We start from the raw sequence: 18,305 nt of genomic DNA on the forward strand, positions 1-18,305 counted from the left end.
CCCCTTTCGCTAAATTCCTTGGTAACATATATTGATTAAATGTATGATAAAGAAAGTGAGGCTAACACAAATGAACACTTCCAATCAATTTAACCCTCCTATTCTGTTTATCCCAAAAGAGAAAGAATGTTACGAAAAAAGAATATCTGTCTTGGTTTCCATCAAGATAGATCCTAAGACTTTATCTCTTTGTTCAAGTTCAAGCCATCAGTTTACTGCGACAGGTACGTATTCTGACAAATCAACTAGGGACATTACAAAACTTGTAGAGTGGTACTCTAGCAATCTTTCAAGTGCAATAGTTTCAAATGAGGAAGAAACAAAAGGTTTGACTACAGCAATTAATACTGGGGAAGCTCAAATTTTTGCAAGATTAGACGGAATCATGAGCTCGGATAGTTGTCTCACGGTTACTGAACCAGTGGTTCAAATGACAAATTTAAAGGGATTCAATGATTATACGTTGGATATAAATAAAACAGTTTCTACGACTGAGACAACCAGTATGAATTGTCCTAGTAGAACTTTCGTTTTTGGTAAGGGCGTCTTACTGCTTGAGAATGATGTTGCTTCCTATGATTTCGCCAAACAACTTTGGTCACTCACTCAATATACTGTTGTGCAAATATCTCCATCAATTATCAAAGATCAATACACTACAGGTAAACAACTGGCAGCGGATTACTGGTGTGTTTGGATCGGAATTCAAGGGAATATTACTAATCTGGACGTCATGGAAATGATGCAACCAGGAGGAATCATTGATGAATTCGTCAAGATTGGTGGGATTTTTATTGTACACGATACAGATAATAATCCAATAATTGTAACATCTCCTGAAGGATTTGAGTTCATTGGGGGTAAATCTGAGTCACTAACACAATTTTCGAGGCTTGTACAAATACCTGTGTCCTTTGAGTATCTTCGAACATATTTATATATTAACTCTATCAAGAAAGAAGGTAACTCTATGGCTCTTGAAACTAACTGTGAGACTTGTACTCCTCCTGAAGGTTCCACATCGATTCTTACTGTAGATATACCAGGTGGTCTAGCTATTAATCTATTGGGAATTCATATCGAAGCTTGTCCAATCTGCGTTACAGTATTTACTGATGGATCCGATACACTTACATCTCAACAACAAGATATCACAAATAATCTTATCAAAATCGTTCAGAATTTAGTTCCAAATATTCCTGGTGCTTAAAGGGAAATAGCTTGTAATTTAATACAGGGCTTGACCAAAAAACGGTCGAGTCTTTTTTTTTCAAAAATGCTGGAGCTCCCCCTAATAGTGTGTGCTCCTCCTCAGTTTAATCTTGTAGGAAATTGAAAAGTATTTTCAAAGACGACATACCAGCGAGAATTTGTGTCTATTCTGTATAGATGTGAGCAAGTTCGTTTGCAAACTTATTAGCACTTTTTTTAATTTTTTCTATTAAAAAACTTCACTGTATCTCTTCTATTACACATCGCTCTCACTACCATTATGACGAAAATCATCACTTAAAGAAGTAATTAATAAATCGACGCTTCCTTAACGTATAAGAAATTATCTTTTCTTTTTTAAATTTTTCATATACTGTAAAATCCGTATATTGTTGGTACTATCCCATGCCATCAAGACAATATTTTAAAGCATCCTCAAAACGAAAAATTCATATCACTACAACAGTTATTTGTGAGAATTTAGTGTGTTTTGGGGAACAACCAATTTCTTAAGTTGATGGGCATGGGCTATTTATCTATATTTGCGTTTTTCATGCCATAAATAAAAATACCAGTCATTATAGACTGGTATTATAAAGCTAATGTTTTTTAATTGATAAATGTAGTATTTTTTACTTTCCAGTCTTCAAGTTTAATAAAAACCCAAAATGAGTAGATTCCTAGAGTGATAATTGATAAGAACAACCATTTTATCCAATTACCAAACAAGCCAACAGCAGAACCATTGAATTTCATACGGTGCCCGTTAACTACTGTATGATTTATTTTCCAACCGTAAACCATACATAAAGCCCAAGGATAACAAATTCCAAGGGTACAAACTGTAATAAGTACACCGAGAATATTCCAACCAATAAAGCTGAATAATCCACCATCGAAAAATGAGTGGCGACCATTTTTTAATTCAGAACCGATTTCCATAAAAAAACTCCTAACATATATATTCATAATGACAAAAACAAATTATATCACAATAAAATGATTTACAGTCTATAAATCGTAATATACAGTAAAATAAAAATACCTTGTAGAAACAAAAAACCTTATTCCATGTTCTCAATTTTGTATACTAGAGCAGTGCATTTTATACATACAGTTACGTAGTTTTGTTACGTTCCAAAATTAATCAATAGTAATAAAAATAGATTATTAAATTTGTTAATCCGAATAAATATATTTTAAAATTACGCTCATTTCCATCAATCATACTGACTTTCACAAAGTTCATATCAATTAAGAGGATGAGTAGAAACTCAGATATAACAGCAAAAGATCGTAAAAGATGCGGGGAGAAAAGATTATGTATTGGATTTTTTAAAATTCTTTTTGGATCAGGATGTTTACTCCAGAAACGTAAATATTTTAATTGGTTTTGTTCTTATTGGAAGTGGATTGTTAGTCTTGGTTGTAAAAGTGTATAAGGTTGTAAGAATTTATTTGTGATTAAGTTTAATTATGTAAGAAATATGAAAAGAGAAAGAAGGGCTGATAGCAGCTCTTCTTTTTGGTTCTGGTGCAATAAATCTACTTACGAAAGTCAAAGATTGCGTCAAGGGTATTGAACATAAAAAACATTCGATTTTTGATTTGAAATAAAGTCACAATGTTTATAAAAGGTTGGATAAATTATTTCTCTAAATTAAAAGATGCTACGTCTGTTTTGATTTATCTCTTTTATAAAATTGTATAACGCTTTACAAAGTAGATTCCTTTTTTCTCTTATCAATATTCATATGTTACAATAGTACCAGTAGTATCAGTGGTACCATTAAAACCATTAAAACAATTAGAACAACCACCACAACCGCCACAGCCACCACAACCAAAACAACCAAAGCAACCAATACAACGGAATCCACCACAACGGAATCCACCACCACCACAACGACCGCCACAACCGCCACAACGACCGCAACCGCCACAGCGACGAGCAGCATCTTCAAAATAGTAGTATGGATATTGGTTTTGCTGGTCCCAATACACAATATTTCCAGACTGGTAATTATTAAGGCTTAACGCTTGTAGTTCTTGTTGAAACTTATTCATTTTCATGACCTCCGTTTATAAACTTTAACCTCATCGATGCTTTCCTATATTTCTGTTCGTTAAATCTAAGTAGAAATAGCGGTATAAACTAAGTTCAATGCGTACACCTTTAAAATATGACCTATCACTAGACAATGCACCTTGTTCATATACCTATTTTTACTATGGGCTCATTTTTATAAATAGAAATTATAAAATGTGAATTCTTGCGTCATATCTTCATGCTTACTAAGTTCAATTCATTTCTCAATAACCATGATGCCGTATCCTATGTATTCCCGTATGCCGCTTAGATTTTTCTGTACTGTAAATGCCTCTCGTTATAACACTTCCATATACTTTCTGAGAGCACCTTCAGATATTCCTAACTTTTTTATATACTTCACTAGCCGAATAATCGATCTAGTCCGTCGTAGCGTCAAAACACCTACTAGTGACAGGATTCAATGACGGTTAAGAAATTCCTACAAAAAAAAGCCCTGATTAGGACTTTTCATTCTACTTTTCCAGCAAGCTCTCCATGAAATTGCTAATTGAAGAAAATTGAAAAAAAGACGCACTTAGATTGATACGTCTTTTTTGCGATACCCCTTTTTTGAAATCATATAAAGAGGTATTATCCATACATATGTATAACAATACCTCTACTCTTTATCCAATTACATCTTTTACTTCTGTATCCACTGGCCATTTTTCTAATGTATAAGCCATTTCCCAAAATGAATATTCATATTGACTACTAATAATGAAATGCTGTTTCATACGCTTCCGATCAGACTCTGTCACTTGTTCAGCGATAGTATCTAATCGTGTAATTTGCTCTTCAACTAAAGTACGGAACCAATCAGATCCATAAGCAGAAATCCACTCTTTATAAATCGGCTCTTCTGGCTGACATTCTTTTAAACGTTCACCAATTTCATAATATAGCCAGTAGCAAGGTAAAATTGCTGCGATAATATCCCCTAAATGCCCTTCATACGCCGCACGGTACATATGTGAAGTATACGCATATGCAGTTGGGGCAGGGATAAAATGACCTTTTTCTTCTTCCGTAATTCCTAATTTCTTTGCGAAATTCTCATGTAATGATAATTCTGCCTCGTATGTATTTTGAGCATGGTGTGCCATGCGAGCTGTCGTTTCTAATTCAAGAGCCTTTGCAGCTCCTAAAGTTTGTACTCTAGCAAAATGACTTAAATAATATGAATCTTGAAGTACGTAATAACGAAAACTTGCCAAATCTAACGTACCTTCACCAAGTTTTTTTACAAAAGGATGATGAAAACTTGCCTCCCAAATAGAATCTACTTCTTTACGTAATGTTTGTGAAAAAGTCATTTAAATTCCTCCAATAATGTATAAAATATATGTATTTATCCACAGTTATTAAATCTGTAAAACAAAAAAAACTTTCTTTACAGGCGTAAAGAAAGTGAAATAGACAATATTAATGTATTCTTTAAATATAATCGTCTTCCCACTTCCCTACGCTGGTATTAACCAGATCAGGTACTAAGAGTCTCAAAATTATGTTTGATCTCAGCCTACAAAAGGCCCCCCTAGTGGATAAATATTTAGTTGTCGTATTGTAATTATCATAGCATACTTCGTGGAACTATCAAAAGTTTTAATTGTATAATTATCTTAAAAACCTTCTTCTTTCCTCACTCTTAATGAAGTTTCAATTATCATATCTAATAGTTTACTATAATTAATCCCCGCGGCATCTGCACTTTTTGGCAGTAAACTTGATTGGGTCATCCCTGGTAATGTATTAACCTCCATTACATATGGAATTCCGTCCTTCACCATCATATCAACCCTTGCATAAACACTACATTTTAATGCTTTATAACAAGCCAATGACGCTTTATTTACACGTTCCTTAATTTCAGTTGGAAGTTCAATAACTTCTTCAATTGTACTAACATCATCGTATTTTGCATTGTAGTCAAAAAACTCAGCTGCATGTCGAATTGAAACGATAGGTAAATGTTTACCATCAAAAATTGAACAAGTAATCTCGTCACCTTTTATATACTTCTCAATTACTACTTCAGAATCCCATTCGAATACAGTTTCCAGCATTGAGATCAATTCATTTTTATCATTGACGATCTTTACGCCAACACTCGAGCCGCCAGAGTTTGGTTTTACCACTAACGGAAATCCTAACTTATCTAAATCATCAAGCTTTAGATCCGCCATTTTTGTAAGTTCAATCCAATCTGGTGTTTCTACTCCTTCATAACGCAAAATCTTTTTCGAAATATTTTTATCCATACATATACCGCTAGATAACATATTGCTTCCACTATATGGAATACCTAAACTCTCAAGCGTCCCTTGAACCGTACCATCTTCTCCGTATTTTCCGTGTAATGCTAGCAATGCAAAATCAATGTCTTTCGCTTTTTCAATTAAATCCATTTTTTCATTTAACGTAATTGGAACGATTTCATACTTATTTTTATCTAAATGTGCAATCATTTCATTTCCAGTCATAATTGATACTTGTTTTTCAGAGGATACTCCTCCCATAATAACGCCAATTCTCATTTTCTCAACTCCAAGTTTCATTTTTTAAAGTTTCACCAATTATTTGAATCCCACTAACTATTTCTTTCTCCTTCAAACGTGAAAAACCTAAGCGGAATGTATTCGCTCCCCCTCCATCAGAATAAAAAACATCTCCAGGAGAAAACGTTACACCTTTCTCATAACACTTTTGTAAAAGTGTGCGAGCGTGAATTTTCTCTTCCAACTCTATAAACAAATGAAGTCCGCCATCTCCAGTCATCCTTTTAAACGGAATATACTGATTGCAAGCCCCAACGGCTAACTCATATTTTTTCTTGTAAACAGATCTTGCCTTTTTTAAATATTTTTCAAAATATCCTTCATGTAAATATTGAAACAAAACAGCTTGATCTAACGTAGATGTGTGAATGGTTCTTGCTCTTTTAACACTTTCTAAATAATGAATCAGTTCTTTATCGGCAATAATCCACCCTACACGTAAACCAGGGAAAAGTACCTTCGAAAAGCTACTAATATAAATCACATTATTACCAGCCCCAGCAAAAGTTAATAGTGGCGATAAATGTGAACCTGAATAACGTAATTCTTCATTAAATCCGTCCTCTATAATAGGAACCTTATATTTCGAAAATAACCTCATCAATTCCGTTCTTTTCTCCGAACTTGTAACAATACCAGTTGGATTATGATAAGAAGGAATTAAATACGCAAAATCAAAATCCTTTTCACGTAAACTTTTTTCTACTTGAGTCGTATCAATACCATCATCATTTATATCTATCCCATGAACTTCAAGTCCATGTAAGCGAAAAAGTTTCAATGCAGCATGGTGAGTTGGATTCTCACAAATCACACGCCCTGATTTTTTTGCTAAGGAAGATAGTACAATATCTAATCCTTCTGTAAATCCATTTGTAATTAAAATATCTTTGTTCGAAATATCTACACCTTTCATTTCCATGTAATGAAGTAGATATTTCATTAACGGACGGTAACCTTTTGCATATCCGTAGTTCAATACGATATCCCCTTCAATGGACATACGAGTAAGAAAAGCTCTTTTGAAATTTTCAACATCAAATAGCTTTTCGTCCGGGGCTATACTATTAAAAACAACCATTCCTTTTTCCCAGCGAACTCCATGCTTCATTAAGTCTAATTCATCCGCTAATGTGGTAACTGTATTCAGTTTATTTTTCCAATCTATTTCAACAGACGAGGTGTTAGATATATCCACCTTCGCAACGAAATTCCCTTTTCCTTTTACTGCATAAATGAGTCCTTCTTGTTCTAAATCCGCATAAGCAGAGAGTACTGTATTTCTGCTCACTGATAATAATTCACTCAGTTCCCTTGTTGATGGGATCTTTTGATCACCGAGCAAATGCCCTTTCATAATCATCTTTTTAAAATAATCCTTTAATTGAATATAAACGGGACGATCTTTTACAACTTTAAAATCTTTAAACAATTTCTTACCCCCTGCAATTATTTTTGCATATTTATTTCATTCTCAAAAGGTCCACTACATATGTATTTTTTATTAACAGCGGTACGGTCTTATAAAGTGAAACTTTAATCCGTGGGAATTTTATTCATCCCCCACCGATTTTTAGCCCGAATCGGACATATATGGGCAAAAAGGCTCCCACCTAACTTTTTTTCTCCATCCGAATTTTGAAGGTGTGAGTTTTACTTCTATAAATCTCTACGATATAAGTTAATTACATCTTTTAAAGCAGCTGCTGCGGCTCCGCGTGGATTAGAAGCTCCACCAATTGTAGTAACTTGTCCCATTGTATCTGTAAAGAATGTTATTCCTTTTTCAGTTCCATTTACTTTTGCTAGTGGATGGTCTTTTTCTATTTCAAGCGGTTCTACATTAAGATTCACTTTACCATCCATATCCTTATATGCTGAAGCTATTAATTTAATATAATTGTTTTGTTCCTTAGCATGTCGAATTTGTTGTTTTGTAACATTTTCGATTCCTTTTATATGCATATCAGTAAGCATATTCTCAACACCCATCAAGCTGTTTGCCAAAAGTAATAATTTACACGCACTATCCGAACCACTTACATCTAATATTGGGTTCGTCTCAGCAATTCCTTTATTTTGCGCTTCTTTCAGTGCTTCTTCAAACGTAACATCTTCTTCATACATTTTTGTAAGAATATAATTAGTTGTCCCGTTTAATATTCCTTCTATTTTTTCAATATTGCAGCCAGCCAAACTAAATTGTCCAATATCTAATGTCGGTAGTGCTGCAGCAGTTGCGCCACTATAGCGAATTCGTACATTCGCTTCTTTTGCTGCTGCCTTTATTTCTCTCCAGTTAGTAACGAGTGCACCTTTTGAAATTGCAACAATATCCATATGTTTCTCAATCGCTTGTTTTATATATTTTTTTCCCGGATTTCCATCTTTAAGATTTGTAACTGTTGATTCTACCAATACAGTACCACTTATCCCACTTGTTGCACGGTCTTTCGGGTGATGTTCTATATACTTTTCAATTGATGCAGTACCGCTACCATACATTAATAAATGATGAATAGGCAAACCTTCCTCATTATGTATTGCAATATTTCTACCTAATACGCCACTTACAACTAAATGGATTCCATATGTTTCGTATATATATAAATATTTTTCGTTTACCAATTTTATAAACTCTCTTCCTACTGTCCCGTATCCTGATAAAACAACTTGTATTTTCATAATATCCCCCCATATTTTTCTTCCATATCCCTCTTTCAATATAATATAAAGCGCTCCCGAATTCCATCGAGAGCGCTTTATTATTAACTATTGCGGTAACCGTGATAACTTTTCTGCAACTGTTCTATAAAACTCTTGAATATTAGAAAAACCTAACGTGTCTGAAACGCTTAGTCCTACCATATCTAAATGATCCCAATTTTCTTTCGTTTCAATATGATTCCATTTTCCAACCTGTAAAAACTCATTATTATTTACAGCAATACTAGTTGAAGGCGCAATCATAGAATTTGTATTTACTACACCGTCATTTTGCCACCAATATGTATCAATTAATGGGCGATTTTCTTCAAATCTTGCATAGGAACCTAAGAAAAATGCATTCCCCATTAACACTTTGTTCATTGTAATATGAGGTAGTTGTAAACCGGTTATAGGTGCTGCTTGTGATGCATGTCCACTATACGATAAGTAATACACATCCGATTGCGTCTTTACCCAACTATTTAACTCCCTTGCTCCATCAGTACTTAAATCCCATTGACTAATATCTTTTGTATTTTCCCAAATTGAACTATTTAAAATCCGATCAGTATATTGGAAGAAGGACTCTCCAGCATTTTTTTTCATACCCCATTGGTCCAATTTAAAATCATATAATGATAAATTATTGTTTCCTCCTAAACTCGCAGCTGTAATGAGTAAATCTTTAACGAACGGCAATAGAAGACTTCCGTCCGCGAGTGTTGTGCCATTATGAGGAGTTGCTAAAGTTGTAACACTATGAACATACGATTTACCGCCTTCAAATAGTGGTGATATCTTTGCGTTCGGATGATTTTTCACATAGTCTTTTTCTTCATAACTGCCTTCTTTTAATAACTGCACTAATGTTCTTGTCGTTTGTCCACCCATGCTATGCCCAACTAAATGAACTTTATTTGTTTCACTCCAATTTGGTGCAAATCCACTATAAGTTCTACCAAAACGATTATGTCCATGTTTCTCAGCGTGTGCCGCACCATAGTCTACAATTCCACCGTTAATTTGTGCATATAATTCACATGCACGGTCCCAGTTACTAGAAACAGGACCAACAGCAGCCGTATGTACTGTATAGCCATTTCTTTTTAAATCTTCCTGTATATCATGAACACCACCCCAATATTTTACCCCTAACATTTCTTCCCTACCCCATCCAGCAAATCCATTCACTAAAATGATAGGATAATTATTTTGTTGCCTCTCTTCAGCGTAAGTTGTTTTCGCTATGAATGAACAAACAGTCACTAATGTGAAAAAACATACTTTTAAAAATAACTTTCCCATACTTTCTCCCCCTAATTAAACGCTTTCATTTTTCCGTGAAAAATATTGACACATTCAGTTTTTAACTTACACATAATGTAAAGTATTTTATATACGTTGTATATATAGAAAACATACACAAATGTTGATAAATATTAATTCAAGTAAACATTTACTTTTTACAATACAACTTGTAAATCTGATTATTTGAATTTATAATTGAATGTAGTTTCCTCATGTTACATGAATTTAACAATCATAAGAAAACTAATTTTATTGCTTGAAAAGGAGGAAAAAGCATGCAAATCGGATCAAACATTCATACATTAGCTCAACCTACTAAAATAACTCCATCTAACCTTGAGCATAATACTATCTCTTCTACTAAACTTGAAGGTAAGAAAGCAAATGATCCTATCAAGTTCGATATTCGTTCATCTGAAAAAGAAATGAAACAGCCTGAGCATAAATTTAACGAATTAGATTTATGGAAGATGTTAAAGGATAAAGGTGTTCCATTATGGATCATCCTTGAAATGCTACAAAAGTCTCGTAAAGAAAAAGAAGCTCAAAGTAATTCGGTTCAAAACCCAAATGTGATTGAGGAAACAAACGAGACTCGATTAAATGAAGTAATGTAATCTAAATGGCATATAACTAAAAAGAGTTCGAGGTTGATAAAGTTTCTATCAACCTCGAACTCTTTTTTAAGATTTTTCTCCAATCGTTACAAACTGAAAAGATACTTCTCCTTCCAAACCTTTAATTAGCTTTTTTACTTTGACATTTTCATTAACCATTGTATTATCTGTCGACATTTTAGGTCTTTCGTCACCTAAAGATTTCTTAAATTGAAGAAGATGCATTTTCGTTTCATTTGCTTTTATTTCCTTATATACACTATTTTTTGCTACGATTACATACGATTGCGTTGGATATTTACGGTTGTTACCTATCCAAGCGTCACTATCGTATGTAACAGGAATCTCTTTTCCTTCTATTTTAATACTTTTCATAGTCTTTTCGTCTTCACTTGTAAACAGTAGCGATCCTTCTTTTGAGAATTTCGGTAACGTATCTATAATATAATCGGAGTCATTATCTCGTTTACGAAAAACTTTTTCTTTAATCAACGCTAGTGCTGTAGATTCATTTAAAATTAAGACATGTCCATTTCCAACTTCACTTTTTTTCACAGAAAACACTTCATTTTCTTTCGTAATTTCCTGATAACGATTAATAATTGGTGAAATATTATTTTCATCTCCAATAATCAATACACCGTTTGCAGGAAATGCGTTGTCCTTTTTAGAGCATGCACTAAAGCTTATCAAAAATAGTATAGTTAACATAAAAATAGTTAAAGTTCTTTTCATCACGGTTCCTTTCATAATTCATATCATTTTTTACATGCTTTTCTGTAATTTTATTAGTTAATATCCTCTATCCCGCATTAACGGGCAGTAAGACCCCCACCTCAAAATTCAGTGAGAGCAAAAAAGTTAGATGGGGGATCAACTGCCCGTAAAAGCCCGATTGGTGAAGGCTAATAATCAGCGGGGGATGAAGAAAACCCCCACTGATTAAAGTTTCACTTTATTGCTCCATAGTCTTATAAAGCTTTTGTAGGTAACGCCAACGAGTGATAAAGAAATATAAAACTTGTATACATATAAATGAAATTAAAATAACGATCGAGCTATTTAAAATAGAAAAACTGACTAATTGTTGCAGTGCCGTATACGCAACTACAGTATGAATCACCGCAACAACAATCGGTAAGAAGAACATTAATACTAACTGTCTCGTTACAACTTTTTTTAACTCTCGTTTACTTAATCCCATTTTTGAAATCATTTTATATTGTTGTTGATCACGGTCCAAATCAGTATATAATCGGAAATAAATAAAACTAGCAGCAAATGTAAAGAAAACGATTCCGACTAAAACACTTGCCATAAGTAATAAACCATTCTTTTGCTTTGCCTCCAACAAGTTTAATGTTAAAGCTTCAAAGTAGAAATCTCTGTCCCCGAGATCTTTATCGAGTATACTCTTTAATTGATTTGAAATCTCTTTCGTTTTTATCCAATCATCTACAACAAATCCATAAGTACGATGTTGAATATTTTCATCTTGTGGATTACTCGTCAGAGGAATTTCATCATACACATGATCTTGAACAGCAATATAAATACTACTAGAATCATGTGGTAAAACTAAATCCCCAACAGTTTTTTTCACACGAAATGTCTTTGTCCAATCACCTTGAATAACTTCAATATTTTTTTTATAGTCACCATTTTTAAATTCTTGTTTTTGTGACACCCTCCCAGGAATTAGTAAAATTTCATCTTCTTTTTCAATTGTTTCTTGTTGGTACCCTAGTGCTCTCGTAAGTTCGTTATATTCACTTAATTTCAATACATTTACGTTACTTTCTGTAAATTTACTTGAAGATGAAGCCATTCGGTACGGAATATTTGCATCAGAGAGATGTTTTTTTATAATAGAGAGATGTTTATCTACTAATTTGTTGTTTTCAGAGCTTTCATACAGAAATGTATATGGGTTTGTCATCCACACTAAATTCCTATTACCAAGAGTGGCTGTTGTACCTATTGCTGTAAATGCAACTGCTGAAATAATAGATACTATAAAAAACATCGTTGCATTATCTTTCATACGGTAAATCAATTCTGAAAATGTTAATATATTTGTTCTCTTTAAAAAGAAAGATTCTCTCCTTTTAGCAAGATACAATATATACACGCTACACTGTGTATATAAAAAGTACGTTCCAATAATGACTAGAAGTACACCTATTCCGAGCGTAATAAAATTAATACTTGGGATAAAGCGAAATACTGAAATATATCCATAGCCTATACTAATTAAAGAAAGTAGCGATAATAAAATGGAAAATTTCGGTTCAGGCTTTGGCTTTTCCTCTGCTTGAATAAGTTCCACAAGTTCCGTTACTTTTATCGTTTTAAAAGTAACAAGCGAAACGATTAAAAATAAGAAAAGAAATGTGATGACTGTTAATAGTACGGCCTTCACTGGTATATAAAAAGGTAAGCCATTACTAATCATTAATACACTTGCACTAATCAATAATACTAGTTTAGAAAATATGAGACCGATGAAAATCCCTATACAAATTGACCCAAGCCCAATTAACATATTTTCAATTAATAATAATTTCTTTAGCTGCCTCATTGACATACCTTGCATCATTAAAATGCCAAATTCTTTCTTACGCGTTTTTAAAAATGAACTTACTGAATATAGAATAAAGAAAAATGAAAAAACAAATATCAAGCCTTGCGAAACTGTAAATCCTAATGTACCAAATGCACTTATTGTTGCACTTGTCGATTTCAACTCCCCTTGTAAATCAGGATGAAATAACAAAAGGGCATACGTAAAGAAAATCATAATAGAAAATGTACAACTTAAAAAATGAGCAGCATATGTACGCTTATTACGAAAAATATTATTAAACGCGAACTGACGAAAAGTCATGCCTTTTCCCTCCTAACAAAGAAAGGACATCCATAATCTTTTGATAAAAGGCTTGCCTGCTTTCACCACAATAAATTTCATTATATAATTGACCATCTTTAATAAATATAACTCTGCTGCAAAAGCTCGCTGCATACGGATCATGTGTTACTAACATCATCGTTGCTTTTTCTTCTTTATTAAGAGTATCTAGCATCTCCATTACATCATTTGAAGATTTAGAGTCTAAATTCCCTGTTGGTTCATCTGCAAGTAATAATTGTGGTTTATGAACGATAGCACGAGCGATTGCAGTTCTTTGAGCTTGCCCCCCTGATATTTCAAACGTTCTTTTACTCAATATATCTGCAATATTTAATTTCTCTGCAATATCTTCCACTCGTTTGTTCATTTCTTGTACAGATACACCATCTAGTGTCATCGGCAATACAATGTTTTCTTTCACTGTAAGTGTGCTAAGTAAATTAAATGATTGAAAAACAAATCCTAATTGTTTCCTACGAAATAAAGCTAAACTGTCTGATGATAACTGAAAAGGATTTGTACCATTTATTAATATTTCTCCCGATGTAGGAGAATCAATAGTAGATACCATATTTAATAATGTTGTTTTCCCGCTACCTGATGGTCCCATAATTCCTACAAATTCACCTTCTTGAATTGATAAATCAATATCTACCAATGCTTTAAAAGGTATTTTCCCTTTATATACTTTACTAATACTTTTTGCATGTAAAATTTCCATTTATATTCTCCCTTCATTTCCACTGCTCACTATAAAGTGTAAATGAATTGTCTTATAGCACATATTGATTCATCTTTCATTTATCTTACACGCTTGTAAGATAAATGAAAAAACTGATAACAAATCTATTTCCAATATATAATCAATGTATATCTATCTTATAATATTTGTATAGTGGTATGGAATACAATGCTTCTTACTTCTAGTCGCTGAAACAACTTGTATTCTTTATTAGCAACATGCAATATATTATAAAGAATAACTATACAACTTCAAAACAATGAATAACAACTTATCATATAGTACGAAAAAAAGCTCAGAGTTTTAGCTCTAAGCTTTTTTACTGATTTCATATGCAATATAGCTCCCTTCAAAGAGCTATATTTTTTATCCACTCTGATTTACTCAATACATAATGATTAAATAGTCGATTTTCTATCGTCTGTTGGCTCATATAAATAAATCCGCATTTTTCAATAACTTTATTTGATGGTACATTTTTAATTAAAGCAATTGCGTTGAGGACATTTACATTTGTTTTTTTAAACAAATAGTCAATTAAGCCTTTAGTCGCTTTTGTAGCATAGCCATTATTTTGATATTCACTTGAGATAGCATACATTATCTCTCTGTTTGGTGAAGGGAGTTCTTCTTTAATACCTGTGCAGCACCATCCAATGAATTCATTTGTAGCTTGCTTAAATATTCCTAGCTTTAACATATGATTATCTATGTTATTCGTAGTTTTCACTGCCTCAAGAAATGCTTTATTTGCTGGTATTTCATCATTGATAATCCAATTAACCCTCTGTTCTTTCGTTGATTTCCAGTCTGGCAAAAATTTTTCTATTTCCGGTTGATTCGATATTTTATAAATACTCTCAGTATCTTTCATAGTAAACACTTGTAGATATATATCTCCACAGTCTATTCTAAATAACTTAGTTGAACTCTCTGCTCCCATGTTAATCCCCCTAAATAATTATAGCGCCTTAATCTGTTTCGTAAGTTCTATAAATCGTTCATCAAGTTCTTTATATTCTTTATCATTAGAAGTTAAAAAGCTTAATTTTCCTAATACTTCTTGTCTCTCTGTTTCTAACGTTAAACGTAACTCTTCAATTTCATCTCTTGTTTTAGGAGGTTCTTCTAGCTGTTTTTGTATCGTATGATTTGAAAACACGAGTTTTGTGTTAGTTGTTTTCTCTAGAAAATATCGATCGTGAGAAACGATAACTAGTGTTCCATTATACTCCGCTAATGTATTTTCAAGCTGTTCGCGTGAAGGCAGATCAAGGTGATTTGTCGGTTCATCTAAAATGAGTACGTCTTTTTCATCTAAAATATAAACCATTAACTTACATTTCACTCGTTCTCCCATGCTCATATGTTCAATCTGCTCTTTCCATTGAGAAGCTTGGAACCCTAAATGTTTCATTAAATTTTGGACTTCCCCTCTTTCTTCAAATGAATCTTTAAAAAATAAATCTTCTGGCGTTTTATCAAGTGGTAAATCAAATACTTCTTGTGTTAAATAACCGATGTTTGCAGATGGTGAAACCCATACTTCTCCTTCCACAGTTTCCGTTCCCATAATCATCTTTAGTAATGTTGTTTTCCCACTACCGTTTGGTCCAACAATCGCAACCTTCTCACCGTGCTGAATTGTAAAATTAACGTTTTCAAATAATATTTTTCCATGAAAGTCTTTTTTTAATTGTTTTACTTCTAAAAAGCGTTTTCCTACTTTTTTACTCGCTTGAATAGAGAACTCAACTGAGTACTCCTCTTTCACACGTTCTACTTTCGTTTTCTCTAGCTCTTTTTCGAGACGTTTTCGTTTTGACTTAACTTGCGCATCCATTCGCTTCGCTTTTACACGATAAAATTCTTTAACACCTTCTTGTTTTGTAGACTGTGCGTGTGCCTTTTGTGACCATGAACTTAATTCTTTTATATGTGTTTCTACTTGTTCAATCTTTTTTTGCTGCTTTTCATATTCACGTTGTTGCGTCTGTCTTTTTTGCTCACGTGCTTTCATATAACTCGTATAATTACCGCTATGCTCAATTAATTTTTTATCCTCAATTGACCATATTTTTGTTGCGACAACATCTAAAAAATATCGATCATGCGATACAACGATAACTGTACCTTTCATATTTTTTATTTGTTTAATGAGAAATTCCGTACTCATCTCATCTAAATGATTTGTCGGTTCGTCTAATATTAAGACATTAGGATTTTTCGCAAATCCTTTCGCTAACCGAACTTTCAGCTTTTCACCACCACTTAAAGTACGAAAATCGTTCGTTGGCACGCCCCATTTTGCAAGAAGCTCTGCTTCTTTTGCAATCACATCCTTACTAATAAAAGATTCTATTTCTTGTTCAACATATGCTGTTGTCATATTCATTTGCTGCCACTCAACAATTCCTTTTGATGGCTCAATCTTCCCATTTATTAATTGAAGTAACGTTGATTTACCAGCACCATTTTTACCAATTAATCCGATTATATCCCCTTGTTTTACTACTACATTCATTTTTTCTAACAAAGTATTTTCCTTTATTTCAACATACACATCATTTAGTTTTAAAAGCTCTTTCATATTACCGATCCCTTTCATAAAGGGAGAACAAAAAAATCCTCCCAAAGTAATTTTGGCAGGATTAGTCATTACATTATTTATACCCAAATAAGCTATTACGCAAATCAAATAGCAATACCGTTGAATGGAATTGGGCAGACTAATCCTATTTTTTACAAATTGAAATTTATTTAATTTCAACATTTAAAAATAAGATTAGTTAATCATCGTCCACCCATCATTCCTTTCCGTCGTTAGTAACCATATTGTACCATAATAGTACTGTATGAGTAAATGCAATTATATGTGCTTTTAAAAAGATTGCTTTTTTTTAAGGTCTATTTATCAATTCTAAACTTCATATTGAACAAGCATAAACCACATTTGTTGTACTACTTGCTTTAGATTCCCCTAACAATAAAATTCTAAACATCTCCCTCTTATATAATTTTTATATAGATTCATCATAAATCATATATTATACATACTAAATTTCAGTTCTTATAATAAAGGTATCATTTTTAAGGGGGGATTCTACAATGGAATTTAGCAAACTCGGAAACAGTGGGTTAACAGTAAGTAAGATTGCATACGGGAACTGGATAAACCATGGCGGAAAGGTAAATGAAGATACTGCAAATGATTGTGTGAAAACCGCACTAAATGTCGGAATTACAACGTTTGATACTGCTGATGTTTATTCGGACACGATAGCCGAAGAAGTACTAGGCCGGTCTTTAAAAGGCATACGGCGAGAAAGTATAGAACTATGTACAAAAGTATGTCATCCGACCGGACCTGGAAAAAATGATCGTGGATTGTCGCGGAAACATATTATTGAAAATTGTAATGCATCATTAAAACGGTTGCAGACAGACTACATTGATGTCTATTATGCACATAGATTTGATACAACAACTCCCCTTGAAGAAACGATGTTAGCTTTTGCTGATCTTGTAAGACAAGGTAAAGTCCTTTACTTAGGCGTAAGTGAGTGGACATCAGAACAAATCACCCGTGGTGCAGCACTTGCACGAGAATTAAGCATTCCACTTATCGCTAGCCAACCTCAATATTCGATGTTGTGGCGAGTTATTGAAACTGATGTAATACCAACATGTCAACGTGAGGGACTTGGTCAAGTTGTTTGGTCTCCCCTTGCACAAGGTATTCTCACAGGAAAATATCAACCTGGTAAACCATTGCCGAATCAATCACGTGCTAACTCTGATGCTGGTAAACCATTTTTCCAAAAACTCGTGCAACGCTGGATGAGCGATGATGTACTCAATGCAATTCAGAAACTTAATCCCATCGCGCAAGAAACTAATCTTACCTTACCTCAACTTGCAGTTGCTTGGGTATTACAAAATCCAGCTGTTTCCTCTACAATTATTGGTGCATCAAATCCAGAGCAAATAAGAGAAAACGTAATTGCTTCTAGTGTTAAATTACAACCTGAAATTATGGATCAAATTGATGGTGTACTAAAAGATTTCATTGAGTATGATCCGAGCAAAACAGGTTAAAACACCTTTTTGTTCTACCTATAAAGAAGCTTTCCTTTTCAAATCTACACTGCCCATC

The 18,305-nt window shown here is 33.3% G+C and carries 15 protein-coding genes and 1 riboswitch; of the genes, 3 read left to right on the forward strand and 12 right to left on the reverse strand.

Features of this window, described 5'->3' with window-relative positions:
- Positions 1-70 precede the first annotated feature (70 nt).
- On the forward strand, positions 71-1,210 hold the full coding sequence (locus G9F74_RS12650; protein WP_016108510.1) for an Ig-like domain-containing protein: 1,140 nt from the start codon (positions 71-73) through the stop codon (positions 1,208-1,210).
- A 611-nt stretch (positions 1,211-1,821) separates the two neighbouring features.
- On the opposite strand, the gene G9F74_RS12655 is transcribed toward G9F74_RS12650, so the two are convergent.
- The 7 genes from G9F74_RS12655 to G9F74_RS12685 form a co-directional block, all read right to left on the reverse strand.
- Positions 1,822-2,154, reverse strand: a complete 333-nt coding sequence (locus tag G9F74_RS12655; RefSeq protein WP_016108509.1) for a DUF898 family protein — start codon at positions 2,152-2,154, stop codon at positions 1,822-1,824.
- Positions 2,155-2,955: 801 nt separating this feature from the next.
- Positions 2,956-3,279: a heterocycloanthracin/sonorensin family bacteriocin gene (locus G9F74_RS12660; RefSeq protein ID WP_016108508.1), complete on the reverse strand. Its 324-nt coding sequence runs from the start codon at positions 3,277-3,279 to the stop codon at positions 2,956-2,958.
- A 651-nt stretch (positions 3,280-3,930) separates the two neighbouring features.
- Entirely contained in the window at positions 3,931-4,620 is a 690-nt protein-coding gene (gene tenA, locus G9F74_RS12665; protein ID WP_000144532.1) for a thiaminase II, read from the reverse strand.
- A 127-nt stretch (positions 4,621-4,747) separates the two neighbouring features.
- A riboswitch (TPP riboswitch) is annotated at positions 4,748-4,853 on the reverse strand.
- A gap of 73 nt (positions 4,854-4,926) precedes the next feature.
- Complete coding sequence (gene ddlB / locus G9F74_RS12670) at positions 4,927-5,841, reverse strand: D-alanine--D-alanine ligase (protein ID WP_002038752.1); 915 nt, start codon at positions 5,839-5,841, stop codon at positions 4,927-4,929.
- Positions 5,842-5,845: 4 nt separating this feature from the next.
- The gene (pdxR, locus tag G9F74_RS12675) at positions 5,846-7,294 is read right to left on the reverse strand and encodes a MocR-like pyridoxine biosynthesis transcription factor PdxR (protein WP_016108507.1); all 1,449 of its coding nucleotides are present in this window, start codon (positions 7,292-7,294) and stop codon (positions 5,846-5,848) included.
- Positions 7,295-7,521: 227 nt separating this feature from the next.
- A complete protein-coding gene (locus G9F74_RS12680; protein WP_016108506.1) occupies positions 7,522-8,547 on the reverse strand; it encodes a homoserine dehydrogenase in 1,026 nt (341 codons plus the stop codon).
- An 87-nt stretch (positions 8,548-8,634) separates the two neighbouring features.
- A complete protein-coding gene (locus tag G9F74_RS12685; RefSeq protein ID WP_016108505.1) occupies positions 8,635-9,876 on the reverse strand; it encodes an esterase/lipase family protein in 1,242 nt (413 codons plus the stop codon).
- Between the two features lie 278 nt (positions 9,877-10,154).
- On the opposite strand from G9F74_RS12685, the gene G9F74_RS12690 reads away from it, so the two are divergent.
- Positions 10,155-10,496, forward strand: a complete 342-nt coding sequence (locus G9F74_RS12690) for a DUF3914 domain-containing protein (protein ID WP_001165487.1) — start codon at positions 10,155-10,157, stop codon at positions 10,494-10,496.
- 66 nt (positions 10,497-10,562) lie between these two features.
- Here G9F74_RS12690 and G9F74_RS12695 read toward each other — a convergent pair whose 3' ends face one another.
- From G9F74_RS12695 to abc-f, 5 genes are all read right to left on the reverse strand, one after another.
- The gene (locus G9F74_RS12695; RefSeq protein WP_016108504.1) at positions 10,563-11,231 is read right to left on the reverse strand and encodes a lipoprotein BA_5634 family protein; all 669 of its coding nucleotides are present in this window, start codon (positions 11,229-11,231) and stop codon (positions 10,563-10,565) included.
- 220 nt (positions 11,232-11,451) lie between these two features.
- Positions 11,452-13,383, reverse strand: coding sequence for an ABC transporter permease (locus G9F74_RS12700; protein ID WP_016108503.1), 1,932 nt, complete (start codon positions 13,381-13,383; stop codon positions 11,452-11,454).
- Positions 13,358-14,128 carry an ABC transporter ATP-binding protein gene (locus tag G9F74_RS12705; protein ID WP_000404264.1) on the reverse strand — a complete coding sequence of 257 codons (771 nt, stop codon included), beginning with the start codon at positions 14,126-14,128 and terminating at the stop codon, positions 13,358-13,360. The genes G9F74_RS12700 and G9F74_RS12705 overlap by 26 nt, the downstream gene beginning before the upstream one ends.
- A gap of 370 nt (positions 14,129-14,498) precedes the next feature.
- A complete protein-coding gene (locus tag G9F74_RS12710) occupies positions 14,499-15,092 on the reverse strand; it encodes a GNAT family N-acetyltransferase (protein WP_016108502.1) in 594 nt (197 codons plus the stop codon).
- Between the two features lie 18 nt (positions 15,093-15,110).
- Positions 15,111-16,739, reverse strand: coding sequence for a ribosomal protection-like ABC-F family protein (gene abc-f / locus G9F74_RS12715; RefSeq protein ID WP_016108501.1), 1,629 nt, complete (start codon positions 16,737-16,739; stop codon positions 15,111-15,113).
- 518 nt (positions 16,740-17,257) lie between these two features.
- On the opposite strand from abc-f, the gene G9F74_RS12720 reads away from it, so the two are divergent.
- Positions 17,258-18,247 carry an aldo/keto reductase family protein gene (locus tag G9F74_RS12720; protein WP_016108500.1) on the forward strand — a complete coding sequence of 330 codons (990 nt, stop codon included), beginning with the start codon at positions 17,258-17,260 and terminating at the stop codon, positions 18,245-18,247.
- The last annotated feature ends 58 nt before the right edge of the window (positions 18,248-18,305 follow it).

Origin of the sequence: Bacillus sp. EKM202B (genome assembly GCF_011066025.1) — a bacterium.
GTDB lineage: Bacteria > Bacillota > Bacilli > Bacillales > Bacillaceae_G > Bacillus_A > Bacillus_A toyonensis.